Genomic DNA, 11,926 nt, shown 5'->3' on the forward strand with positions numbered 1-11,926 from the left:
GGGGATATCGACGCCTGTCGGCTCAGATTGCTCTTGCGCCGTTTTTTCAGGCAAGTACTGGACAGCCAATAAAGTCTACAAGTCACAACTACCGATACCGTACCGAAGCCTAGCAATGGCCCCGGCAAGCAAAGGTGGTGGCTGCGAAGTCTAGGTTCTGACCGCCGAGTTTACCGATCTGTTGCATCAGCAAAAATGCTTTTTGTAACGTCATTTAGCTGGGCTGTTGAAGGCGGCAGGGCACACGATTTATAGGCCTTTGACTTCGGCCCAGAAAGGTAAATCAGGGCCGGTACGCGAGCAGGTAATGGCCGCCGCGCCTACGGCCAGTTTGAGCATCGCGTTGATTTGTTCGCGGCTGATCGTGGCCAGTCCAACGGGTGAGTCCAGATCATTGCGCTGCAGGTAAGCGAGCAGCGCGGCCTGAAATGTATCACCGGCGCCTACCGTGTCACGGGTGATAACAGGTGCTGCCGGTACGTCCCAGTGACCGTGCTGATGACTGAATACGCTTGCGCCCTGTTGGCCACGAGTCAAGAAAACCAGTTGGCAGCGTTCACTTAGCCAACTGTTCGCCAGTGCTTGAGGGTCTTGTTCTGGGTAGAGCAACGCAAGGTCTTCATCGCTGACTTTGATCATGTGTGCGTAGTTAACGAAGGTTTCGACACTCCGGCGCCACAGGGCAATATCCGGTTGTGGATTAAGCCGCACATTGGGGTCGTAGCTGATCAAGCGCTGCTGGTGCTGTGCCTTGACCAACTCAAGCAGCGTATCCGCCACCGGTTTCACCACCAGCGAGTATGAGCCGATGTGAATGCCGCGTACGTGTGCATCAAGCTGCGGTATATCTTCGCAGTGTAATTGGCGGTCCGCACAACCTTCGCCGCGAAAAGAGTATTGCGGTGAGCCGTGCTGGTTAAGCCCAACCATGGCCAAGGTAGTGGGTGCATCGGAGCCGACCAGATAGTCAGCGGTAACACCTTCTTCAGCCAGTACACGACGCAAGCGCAGGCCAAAGTAGTCCGTCGAAATACCGGTGAACAGTGCCGACTCAACACCTAAACGGCGCAAACCAATCGCCACATTGAAGGGGGAGCCGCCAGCCACTGCCTTGAACTCAACCTCGCTATTGCGCGGGCTGGGCTCGACACTAAAAAAATCGAATAAAGCTTCGCCACACACCAGATACATGAGCTGCTCCACGCAGATATAGCGCTCAGTCATTGCACTGTTGCGACCAAGCAGCCAAGTTAAAAATGTTTACTGAGAAACCGTTCAGGCACTCTTTAGCTGTTCACGATAGCGGTGATAGACATATTCATACTGCGTACTGCGTTGTGGATCAGGGACTGTGCGGGTGTGATCATCAAGGCGTACGCAGGCATTGCATAGCTGTTCCAGTGAAACAGCTTTGCCGCCTAATTGGGCCACGCACCAGGCTGCCTGAATCGCCGCGCCGAGCGCTGCCGCTTCAGTGTGTTCAGGGCATACCAATGGTGTTGCCATGATATCGGCTACGGCCTGCCGCCACATTGGGCTTTTCGCCGCGCCGCCAATCAAACGGATATCGCGGCTCTGAATGCCGCTGTCACGCAACAGATCAAGGCCATAGCGTAGGCTGAATAATGTGCCCTCGACCACTGCGCGGCAGAGGTTGGCGCGATTGAGGTTTTCACTGGTCATGCCGCTGAGGCTCGCTGTTGCATGGGGTAACGCAGGCACACGTTCGCCGTTGAAAAACGGCATCATCAGCAAGCCTTCTGCGCCGATTGGAGCAGCATTCACCAGGTTGGCAAAGTCATCCAGTTTGAGTTCCAGCAGTTGCTGAATCAGGCCGCTGGCGCTGGTTAGATTCATCGTGCAAATCAGCGGTAGCCAGCCTCCAGATGACGAACAAAAGGCCGCTACTTGTGGGTGTGCGCTAATCACTGGCTGATCGCCATAGGCATACAAGGTGCCCGAGGTTCCGAGGCTCATGGTGATCGCCCCAGGGCGGATATTGCCGGTGCCGATTGCACCCATCATATTGTCGCCACCACCACTGGCAACGATGACATCAGGGTTTAGGCGCAAGCGTTCGGCGACCTCTGTACGCAAGGTGCCGACAGGCTGGTCGGAGCCGATCAACTCAGGCAATGCCTTGATCAAGCGCCCGGTCGGATCTATATGCTCCAGCAGTTCGGTGTCCCATGTACGAGTGCGAATGTTGAAGTAACCGGTCCCAGAGGCATCACCGTACTCACTGCAGCAGCGTCCAGTCAGCCAATAGTTGAGATAATCGTGCGGCAACAGAATGTGAGCAATCTGGGCAAACAGATCGGGGTGATTGCGTTGCGTCCAAAGTAATTTGGACACGGTATAACCCGGCGCAATCGCCACGCCGAGGCGCTCGATGGAGCCTTTTTCGCCACCTAAATCGTCAAGCAGTTGCTGGTTTTCTGCGGTCGACTCGGTGTCGCACCAGAGCTTGGCCGGGCGCAGTACATGCCCCTGTTTATCAAGCAATACCAGGCCATGTTGCTGGCCGGAAACCGCCATGCCTATGACCATTTGGCCGCTGATACCTGCTTGCTGCAAAGCTGCTTGTGTAGCCTGCTCCAGGGCTGTAAGCCATTGATCGACATGTTGCTCGCGACGGCCATTGGCGCCACTGATCAACTGGTGTGAAGCACTGCCTTGGCCCAGAACCTCGCCAGTTTCAGGGTTGAGGATCAGTGCTTTAGTGCCCTGTGTCCCGCAGTCGATACCTAAATACATACGTGCCTCTATAGCGCTTACAGCAGCCTGAACATGCTCAGTGCAATGCCTGGGTGACCAGCGCTGCTAGTTTGAGATGGTCGGCATGGAACTGGCGTATGCCTTCGGCAAGTTTCTCGGTGGTCATGGCGTCTTGATTCAATGCCCAGCGAAATTGCTCTTCGGTGAGGACACTTGGACGCGGCAGGCGCGGATGATCGTCAGCCATTACGGCGTTGACCTGAGCCTCTTGCTGAGCCAGTTGTTCGAGCAGGGCAGGGCTGATAGTCAGGCGGTCACAACCGCTAAGCGCCAGCACTTCGCCGATGTTGCGAAAGCTTGCAGCCATAACCACGGTTGGGTAGCTGTGTTGCTTGAAGTAGCGATAGATATCGCGCACCGAAAGTACGCCGGGATCGTTCTCGGCGTTGAAGTTATTGTGCCCCGCGGCTTTAACATGCCAGTCGAGAATTCGCCCCACGAAGGGGGAAATCAAATACACCCCGGCTTCGGCGCAGGCGCGTGCTTGCGCTTGGTTAAACACCAGCGTCAAGTTGCAGTGAATGCCTTTCGACTCAAGCACGCGCGCTGCTTGAATACCTTCCCATGTGGCTGCGACTTTGATCAGGATACGCTCAGCGCTAATCCCTAGCTCGCGGTATTGAGCAAATAAATTGCTGCCACTTTCGACCGTCGCGCAAGTATCAAACGACAGCGATGCCGGCACTTCGGTCGAGACTTTGCCCGGCACTTGCTTGAGGATTTCCAGGCCCATCAGTACGGTCAGTCGATCACACGCAGTGTTGACGATTTCTGCGGGCGTGGCATTTTCGCGGGCCCAATTCAGGGCGGCAGCGAGTTGCTCTGAGTAATGCCCGGACTGCAGTGCCTTGAGAATGATTGACGGATTGGTGGTCGCGTCAGCTGGCTGGAACCGTTTTATTGCTTCTATATCGCCGGTATCGGCAACTACAGTGCTGTGCCGCTTGAGTTGTTCGAGCATGCTTGGCATAAGGTTGCGCCTCGTCTAGTGAGAGTCCGCAAGCAGTGCTTGCAAGGTGCCGGTTACACCCAACGTGCGCAGGCGATGAAGGTTGCGTTCAAAGGCCTGAACAAATGCAGGCGAGGCCGCCAGTTCTGGGCCGAAAATGCTTTCTGCGCCTAAAACCCGCGCAGTCAGTTGCGCATCGTCGCTGACTAGCGTGCGGCAATAATCTGCACGCGGGTCGATGATGGTGTATTGCTCCCCTTGCTCATCAACCTCTTTGAGGTACAGCGCCCACGCCGCAACGACCAGCGCGGCAGAGTCCAGCGGCTGGCCCTCGGCGATTAACTGGTTGAGCGTCGGTACGATAAATTTAGCGAATTTTGACGAGCCATCCGAACACACACGCTCAAGCTGATCAGCAATTGCCTGATTGGAAAAGCGCTCAATCAAGGTGTCTTTGTAAACACTTAAATCAATCCCTGGCACCGGCGCCAATTGCGGCGTCACATCGACATCCATAAAGCGTCGGATGTAGCCACGCATCAACTCGTCGTTCATGGTTTGGTGAACGAAGCGGTAGCCTTTGAGAAAACCCAGATAGGTCAGCGCCAGATGGCTGCCGTTAAGCAGCTTGATCTTCATGTCTTCATAGGGCGTGACGTCGTCGGTGAACTGCACGCCGACTTTTTCCCACGTGGGGCGACCGTTGCAGAACTTGTCTTCCAGCACCCATTGCACAAAGGGTTCGCAGACCACGGGCCAGGCATCTTCAACGCCGTACTTTTCGGCAAGTTCCTGGCGATGGCTGTTCTTGGTCATCGGAGTGATGCGATCAACCATGGCGTTGGGGAAGCTGACGTTAGTTTCAATCCAGTTAGCCAGTTCGTGGTTCAGCAGGTGTGCAAAGCTGAGCAATGCCTTGCGCGTAACCGCGCCGTTATGTGGCAGGTTATCGCACGACATTAAGGTGAACGCCGGAATGTTCGCGGCACGGCGTTGGGCCAGCGCTGCGCAGAGAAAACCAAACACGCTGCGCGGTGACTGCGGGTGCGCGAGATCATGCTGGATCTGCGGCAGGGTGGCCATAAACTCACCCGTGCTGTCATCCATGCAATAGCCGCCTTCGGTAATGGTCAGCGAGACAATTTTTACCTGTGCCTCACTGAGCTTGTCGATCAACGCCTGCGCTGAGTCTTCAGCCAATAGCATGTTGCGGATCGAGCCTATTACGCGGACCTCGGCACCGGGTTCATCCGCCAGTTGCACCAAGGTATATAAATGGTCTTGTTCGGCCAGCGCGTCGCGCATTGCGCGGTCTTCCGCGCGTAAACCCACACCACAGATTCCCCACTCAGCGGCTTCGCCCTGGTTAATCAGCGCGTCGGTATAGACAGCCTGATGCGCCCGGTGAAAGCCGCCGACACCAATATGAACAATGCCTTCAGCAACATCTGACGGGTGTTCGCTAGGTTGGCCAATATCAGCTGCAAGCTTGGATAAATTCTGGCGGTTGAGTTTCATCGGAATTCCTTAGCAAGCCGCTGACGCTGCTGATTGAATGCGTTTGTCGACGGCCTTGCCGCTGTCGTCAAACAGGTGGCAGTTCGCAGGATCGAAACCAATATCCAGGGTTTCACCGAATTTAGGCGCAAAGTCGCCGCGTACTCGCACGGTGAGCATTTCCCCTGACTGGCTGCGTACGTGGCAGTAGGTGTCGCTCCCAAGGCGCTCGCTGACATCGGCGGTAACGCTGAATATGCCTTCGCCAGCTGGCACGATATTCATGTGTTCAGGGCGAACCCCCAACGTCACTTCACTGCCGGGCGCAAGTGGCGTGACTATCGGCAGGGTTATGCTGGCACCGGCTTCAAGTTTGACCTCGCACGTGCCGGCCGTAGCCTGAGCCACGCGTGCGCGCAGAAAGCCCATGGTCGGTGTGCCCAGGAAACCAGCAACAAACAAATTGGCGGGATGGTGATAAAGCTCAAGCGGTGAGCCGACTTGTTCGACGCGTCCGCTGTTCAGCACCACCACTTTGGTGGCCAGCGTCATGGCTTCGACCTGGTCGTGGGTGACGTAGATCATTGTTGCTTGCAGATCCTGATGCAGGCGCGCCAACTCCAGACGCATCTGCACGCGCAGCGCCGCGTCAAGGTTGGACAGGGGCTCGTCGAACAGAAAGATTTTCGGGTTACGCACAATCGCCCGGCCAATGGCTACCCGTTGACGTTGCCCGCCTGACAGTTGCTTGGGCTTACGCTCCAGCAATGGATCGAGTTCGAGGATGCGTGCAGCGCTTTCAACCTTTTGTTTAATTTCTTGCTTGGGCGCTCCTGACAGGTCGAGGCCAAACGACAGATTTTTGCGCACGGTCATATGTGGGTACAAGGCGTAAGTCTGAAACACCATGGCCAGGTCACGCTTGGCCGGGGCAACCTCGGTGATGTCCTTGCCGTCCAGCTCCAGGTTACCGCTGCTGACATCTTCCAGACCGGCAATCAAGCGCAGCAGGGTTGATTTACCGCAACCCGATGGCCCGACAAACACTACGAACTCGCGATCATGAATATCCAGGTCGATGCCCTTGATGATCGAGAACCCTTCAAATTCTTTCTTCAGATTGCGTACTTTTAGATCAGCCATTACAGAATCCTTTTGTTATTTGACGGCGCCGAAGGACAGGCCACGTACCAGTTGTTTCTGGCTGATCCAGCCAAGAATTAGAATCGGCGCACAGGCTAGGGTCGAAACAGCTGAAAGCTTGGCCCAGAACAGGCCCTCGGGGCTTGAATAGGAGGCGACCAGCGCGGTCAGGGGCGCGGCTGCGGATGAAGTCAGATTGAGTGACCAGAACGCCTCGTTCCAGCACAGAATCAGCGATAGCAGCATGGTCGAGGCCAACCCGCCTCGAGCAATTGGCAGCAACACACGGCTGATTTCCTGCAGCGTGGTTGCGCCATCCAGACGTGCGGCTTCGAGGATGTCGACCGGGATATCCTTGAAGTAGGTGTAAACCATCCAGATCACGATCGGCAGGTTGATCAGGGTGTAGATCACGATCAGCGCCACGCGCGAATCAAGCAAGCCCAGGCTTTTGCAGATCAAATAAATCGGCATCAGGACGCCTACCGGCGGAAGCATCTTGGTCGACAGCATCCACAGCAATGTGCCCTTGGTGCGCTTGGTTTCGAAGAAGGCCATCGAGTACGCCGCAGGCACTGCAATCAGCATGCACAGTACGGTGGCGGTGAACGAGATCAGTACCGAGTTCCAGGCATAACTGAAGTAGTCGCTGCGATCATTGATGTGCAGGTAATTTTCCAGCGTTGGGGTAAAAATAAATTGTGGCGGCGTCGCAAACGCGGCGAGCTCAGTTTTAAAGCTGGTCAGCACCATCCAGAAAATGGGGAAGAAGATCAGTCCGGCAATCACCCAAGCGGCGCAGCCAACGACGAAGCTTTGCAGGCTACGTTTTTGTTTAAGAGTCAGCATGGTCAGGCCCTCACTGTTTGTCTGTGAGGCTTTTGCCGATCAGTCTGATCAGCACTAGCGCCGCAATGTTGGCAATCACAACCGCAATCAAACCGCCCGCCGACGCCATTCCGACATCAAATTGCAGCAGCGCTTGGTTGTAGATCAGGTAAGCCAGGTTGGTCGATTCGAAGCCCGGACCACCGCTGGTTGTGGTGAAGATTTCGGCGAAGATCGACAGCAGGAAGATGGTTTCAATCATCACCACCACGGCAATCGGACGCGCCAGGTGCGGCAGCGTCAGGTGCCAGAAAATCGCAATTGGCCCCGCGCCTTCGAGACGTGCGGCTTCTTTCTGTTCCTGGTCCAGCGACTGCATTGCGGTCATCAGCAGCAATATCGCGAACGGCAACCATTGCCACGAGACAATCATGATGATTGAGAACAGCGGGTGTTGCGCCAGCCAATCCACCGGCTGTGCACCGAAGAACTTCCACACTGCTGCAAGAATTCCCGAGACCGGATGAAAAATCAGATTTTTCCACAGCAGAGCGCTGACCGTTGGCATGATGAAGAACGGTGAAATCAACATGACCCGCACGATGCCGCGGCCCCAGAATTCACACGCCTCAAGCAATGCTGAAATCAATACGCCGAACACCACGCTAATCAGCAATACGCTGCCGACCAGCGTCAGGGTGTTCAAGGCCCCCGGCATGAAGCCTGGATCGGTCAGAAAGTATTCAAAGTTCTCCAGCCCAACAAAGCTTTCTTCGCCCGGATACAGCAGGTTGTAGCGGATGGTTGAAAAGTAGATGGTCATGGCCAGCGGCACGATCATCCAAAGCAGCAGCAACAGTACGGATGGGCTGACCAAGAACCAGCCCACTTTGAAGCCGCGTTTCTTGGCGTTCGATTCTGTAGGCTGCTGGGGCATGTCGAGAGCCGAAGTAGGCATGGCAACTCCAAAAGTGAGGAGGATGAACAAAGCCCTACCCGGCGCTGTTCAAGCGCCGAAGTAGGTACTGCCTAGGAGGGGGTTACTTCAGATAGCCCGCGCGTTTCATTTGCCGTTCAGTCGCGGTTTGCGCGGCTTGAAGTGCCTGCTCGACGCTCATGCCGCCAGTCAGTGCGGCGGCAAACTGTTTGCCGACCTGAGTGCCAATGGCCTGGAACTCAGGAATGGTCACCAGCTGCACGCCGACATAAGGCACCGGCTTAAGTGTTGGCTTGCTGGGGTCAATCGACTTCAACGACTCAAGCGTGACCTTGGCAAAGGGTGCTGCTGCCATGTACGCCTCTGAGTAAGTTGACGCACGCGTGCCTGGCGGTACGCTGGCAATACCGTCGGTTTTCGCAACCAGTTCGGAATAGGCCTTGGACGTCGCCCACATGCTGAAGGTTTTAGCTGCGTCTTTTTCTTTGGAGCTGGTCGGGATTGCCAGTGCCCAGGAGTACAACCAAGACGAACCTTTGCTGGTGGCTTCAATCGGCGCATAGGTGAAGCCGACATGATCGGCGACTTTGCTCTGGCTCTTGTCGGTGACAAACGAGCCCGCCACGCTAGCGTCTACCCACATCGCGCACTTGCCGCTGTTGAACAGCGCAAGGTTCTCGTTGAAACCATTGCTTGATGCGCCGGGAGGGCCGTATTTTTGCATGGTATCGACGTAGAAAGTCAGTGCGTTTTTCCACTCGCTGCCGGTGAATTCAGGCTTCCAATCTTGATCAAACCAGCGCGCGCCAAACGAGTTGGCCACGGTACTGATCAACGCCATATTCTCACCCCAACCAGCTTTACCGCGTAGGCAGATACCGTATTGATCTTTATCCGGGGCATGTAACTTGGCCGCAAAACCTGCCATTTGGCTCCACGTCGGGTGCTCAGGCATTTCCAGGCCTGCGTCTTTGAACAGGTCTGTGCGGTAATAGGTGATTGAGCTTTCAGCGTAAAACGGCAAGGCGTATAGCTGACCTTTGACGGACAGGCCTTCACGGACCGAAGGGAATACATCGTCAATGTCGTATTCGGCGCTGAGGTTGGTCATGGGTTCAAGCCAACCTTTGGCTCCCCACAATGAGGCCTCATACATACCGATGGTCAACACGTCGAACTGACCCCCCTGAGTGGCGATGTCAGTGGTCAGGCGTTGACGCAAAACGTTCTCTTCCAGCACCACCCACTTCAGCTTGATGTCGGGATGCTCAGCTTCGAAGGTCTTTGCCAGACGCTGCATGCGGATCATGTCGCTGTTGTTGACCGTGGCAATCGTCAGTGTTTCAGCCGCTTGGCTTAAACCAGACAGCGAGAAACAGGCGGTGGCAGCAAATGCCAGAGATAACTTATTCATTTATTGACTCCTCTTCTGCTCCCGTCCTGGCCACAGAAGATCGCTATTATTTTTGTCGTGCTCGTTCCGATTACACCGCTGCAAGGGCGGCATAACAAATCCTTGTCTGCACAATTACTGATACTTTTTTGCACTGGCCAAACAATTGAGTAACGAGGAGAACCCCGTGTAGGCCAGTAAATTAAGGGGGGTTAGCTGCTTTCGCAGTTTGTGTGGGGTATAAATCAGTACAGGTTTGCTTCTGAAAAGCGATGAACAACCAGCTTTCTGTAGTTCGAAGGCGTCATGCCCTTGAGCTGCTGGAAACGGCGGTTGAAGTTTGAGATGTTGTTAAAGCCAGACTCAAAACACACGTCGGTAATGGGTTTGTCGCTACGCGTCAGCAGTTCGCACGATTTACTGACCCGCAGACGATTAACAAACTCAACAAAGCCGCGCCCGGTTGCCTGCTTAAAAAAGCGCGAGAAGTAAGTCGGTGTCATACCCAGAACTTCCGCCACGCTGTCTTGGCTCAGCTCCTGTGCGTAATGGCTGAAGATGTAGTCCACCGCCAAGCTAATACGGTCGACATGACTTTCATCAGCCAGTTGCGAGGAGGTCACCCCGGATAACAACTGGTAATCCTCGGTTTCAGCCAACAGCTCAAGCAAGATCAAAAAGTGTCCGAGCCGTTTGATGCCTTGCGATTGGGCAATTGCGCTCATCAGTTGCTTGGCTTGAACAATCACCTGTGGATGATGAAATTCAATGCCAAATTGAGCTCGGGCTAATAATGGCGTCAGGGTTTTCAGCTCAGAAAAAACATTGGTTCCGCTGCCGAGCACTTCATGGGTGAAGTTCACCAGCATGTCGCGATCAGTTACCTGCTGGTCTGCTTCGTCGAGTTGGCTGATCCAGTTATGCGGCAGGTTGGGGCCGGTCAGAAATAAACTATTGGGTGCGAAGTTACCGATGTAGTCACCAATAAATACTTTGCCTGAACTGGCGGTAATCAGATGCAACTCGAACTCTTTATGGAAGTGCCAGCGCACCAAGGGGCTTGGAAAGCCATGCTGACGGTAAATCAGCGAGTGGCCTCCATGGTCGTCCATTAACTCATACGAGGGGTCTGTTACACGGGCAATTCGAGTCATAGGGGCTTGGCGATTTGCGAGTTATCCAACACTGTCCTGAGCAACTTCGCGAAGCAATAGCTAACGCACTCGTGTTTCAGGGGTATGGGTTTTGTAGCACAGTCTGGCGCTACAACCTATGACCGCGTCTATCGCTCGCAGTTGTCTACAACAGCGCCAATTGCCCACCGGGAGGGCAAAACTGTGAACAGTCCAGCTTAAAATCGTCTCGCTGGTTCAATCCAAAGCGCTTTATGGCCAGCGCAAAGCGCTTGGCTATTAACTCTGCAAATGCACCTTCGCCACGAAAGCGATGGCCAAAGCGGCTGTCGTACAATTGGCCGTCACGGCTTTGCCGAATCAAACTCAACACATGCTCGGCGCGTTGCGGGTAATGTGCGTGCAGCCACTCCTCAAACAGCGGCGCGACTTCGCGTGGTAAGCGTACAAACATGTAGGAAGCGCTTTGCGCGCCCGCCTGCTTGGCTTTATCGAGCAGGCTTTCCAGCTCCATGTCATTAATCATTGGAATCATCGGTGAGCACAACACACCGACCGCAATCCCCTGTTCACGCATGACGCTTATGGCCCTCAAGCGCGCCGCAGGTGAGGCTGCGCGGGGCTCGAGGATGCACTTCAATTGGTTGTCCAGCGTGGTCAAGCTGATCATCACTTTAACCAGGCGCCGTTTGGCCAGTTCCGTGAGGATGTCCAGGTCGCGCAGGATCATTGAGCCTTTGGTGATAATGGTCACCGGGTGACGATAGCGCAGCAGCACTTCGAGGATTTTGCGCGTCAGCATATGCTGGCGCTCAATCGGCTGATAAGGGTCGGTGTTGGCGCCCAGGTTGATCGGCGCGCAGCTATAACCCGGTTTGCTCAGTTGCTGTTCGAGCAGTGCAACGGCATTGGTTTTAGCGATTAATTTGGTTTCAAAATCGATGCCGGGTGACATATCCCAATACGCGTGGCTGGGTCTGGCGTAGCAATAAATACAGCCGTGCTCACAGCCGCGATAGGGATTTATCGAGCGGTCGAAGGGTAAGTCTGGCGACTGGTTGCGGGTAATAATGCTCTTGGCTGTTTCAAGGCGTACTTCGGTCGCAGCGGTTGGCGGTACTTCCTGGAACCAGCCGTCATCAGTGGCAATCACCTGCGTTGGTGCATAGCGGTTCAACGGATTACTGGCCGTACCACGACCGCGCGGAGGTAGAGAGACTGGCATCGCGAAGATCCATGCAAAGGAGAGACTGTATTAATTACTGTAT

Annotated in this window: 10 protein-coding genes; all 10 read right to left on the reverse strand. The window is 54.9% G+C overall.

Features of this window, described 5'->3' with window-relative positions; translation table 11 throughout:
- Window positions 1-249: 249 nt before the first annotated feature.
- Window positions 250-1,191, reverse strand: coding sequence for a carbohydrate kinase (locus tag B9K09_RS00485; protein WP_087514956.1), 942 nt, complete (start codon window positions 1,189-1,191; stop codon window positions 250-252).
- 84 nt (window positions 1,192-1,275) lie between these two features.
- Complete coding sequence (xylB, locus tag B9K09_RS00490; RefSeq protein WP_087514958.1) at window positions 1,276-2,757, reverse strand: xylulokinase; 1,482 nt, start codon at window positions 2,755-2,757, stop codon at window positions 1,276-1,278.
- Window positions 2,758-2,794: 37 nt separating this feature from the next.
- Window positions 2,795-3,748 (reverse strand): transaldolase, encoded by a 954-nt coding sequence (gene tal, locus B9K09_RS00495; protein ID WP_087514960.1) that lies wholly within the window; start codon window positions 3,746-3,748, stop codon window positions 2,795-2,797.
- 15 nt (window positions 3,749-3,763) lie between these two features.
- Window positions 3,764-5,245 carry a mannitol dehydrogenase family protein gene (locus B9K09_RS00500; RefSeq protein WP_087514961.1) on the reverse strand — a complete coding sequence of 494 codons (1,482 nt, stop codon included), beginning with the start codon at window positions 5,243-5,245 and terminating at the stop codon, window positions 3,764-3,766.
- 9 nt (window positions 5,246-5,254) lie between these two features.
- Window positions 5,255-6,367: an ABC transporter ATP-binding protein gene (locus tag B9K09_RS00505; protein WP_087514963.1), complete on the reverse strand. Its 1,113-nt coding sequence runs from the start codon at window positions 6,365-6,367 to the stop codon at window positions 5,255-5,257.
- A 15-nt stretch (window positions 6,368-6,382) separates the two neighbouring features.
- Complete coding sequence (locus B9K09_RS00510; RefSeq protein ID WP_087514965.1) at window positions 6,383-7,216, reverse strand: carbohydrate ABC transporter permease; 834 nt, start codon at window positions 7,214-7,216, stop codon at window positions 6,383-6,385.
- Window positions 7,217-7,226: 10 nt separating this feature from the next.
- Window positions 7,227-8,153 carry a carbohydrate ABC transporter permease gene (locus B9K09_RS00515; RefSeq protein ID WP_157699310.1) on the reverse strand — a complete coding sequence of 309 codons (927 nt, stop codon included), beginning with the start codon at window positions 8,151-8,153 and terminating at the stop codon, window positions 7,227-7,229.
- An 82-nt stretch (window positions 8,154-8,235) separates the two neighbouring features.
- The gene (locus tag B9K09_RS00520; RefSeq protein ID WP_087514966.1) at window positions 8,236-9,546 is read right to left on the reverse strand and encodes a sugar ABC transporter substrate-binding protein; all 1,311 of its coding nucleotides are present in this window, start codon (window positions 9,544-9,546) and stop codon (window positions 8,236-8,238) included.
- A gap of 224 nt (window positions 9,547-9,770) precedes the next feature.
- On the reverse strand, window positions 9,771-10,679 hold the full coding sequence (locus tag B9K09_RS00525; protein WP_087514968.1) for an AraC family transcriptional regulator: 909 nt from the start codon (window positions 10,677-10,679) through the stop codon (window positions 9,771-9,773).
- 145 nt (window positions 10,680-10,824) lie between these two features.
- Window positions 10,825-11,883: a PA0069 family radical SAM protein gene (locus B9K09_RS00530; protein WP_087514971.1), complete on the reverse strand. Its 1,059-nt coding sequence runs from the start codon at window positions 11,881-11,883 to the stop codon at window positions 10,825-10,827.
- Between the last annotated feature and the right edge of the window lie 43 nt (window positions 11,884-11,926).

This window comes from Pseudomonas sp. M30-35, assembly GCF_002163625.1.
In the GTDB taxonomy this organism is placed as follows: domain Bacteria; phylum Pseudomonadota; class Gammaproteobacteria; order Pseudomonadales; family Pseudomonadaceae; genus Aquipseudomonas.

Bases quoted from the DNA above. Each gene is read 5' to 3' on its own strand.
- B9K09_RS00485 (WP_087514956.1), bottom strand. From the start codon at position 1,191: ATGTATCTGGTGTGTGGCGAAGCTTTATTCGATTTTTTTAGTGTCGAG.
- B9K09_RS00520 (WP_087514966.1), bottom strand. From the start codon at position 9,546: ATGAATAAGTTATCTCTGGCATTTGCTGCCACCGCCTGTTTCTCGCTG.
- B9K09_RS00510 (WP_087514965.1), bottom strand. From the start codon at position 7,216: ATGCTGACTCTTAAACAAAAACGTAGCCTGCAAAGCTTCGTCGTTGGC.
- tal (WP_087514960.1), bottom strand. From the start codon at position 3,748: ATGCCAAGCATGCTCGAACAACTCAAGCGGCACAGCACTGTAGTTGCC.
- B9K09_RS00500 (WP_087514961.1), bottom strand. From the start codon at position 5,245: ATGAAACTCAACCGCCAGAATTTATCCAAGCTTGCAGCTGATATTGGC.
- B9K09_RS00515 (WP_157699310.1), bottom strand. From the start codon at position 8,153: ATGCCTACTTCGGCTCTCGACATGCCCCAGCAGCCTACAGAATCGAAC.
- B9K09_RS00505 (WP_087514963.1), bottom strand. From the start codon at position 6,367: ATGGCTGATCTAAAAGTACGCAATCTGAAGAAAGAATTTGAAGGGTTC.
- B9K09_RS00525 (WP_087514968.1), bottom strand. From the start codon at position 10,679: ATGACTCGAATTGCCCGTGTAACAGACCCCTCGTATGAGTTAATGGAC.
- xylB (WP_087514958.1), bottom strand. From the start codon at position 2,757: ATGTATTTAGGTATCGACTGCGGGACACAGGGCACTAAAGCACTGATC.
- B9K09_RS00530 (WP_087514971.1), bottom strand. From the start codon at position 11,883: ATGCCAGTCTCTCTACCTCCGCGCGGTCGTGGTACGGCCAGTAATCCG.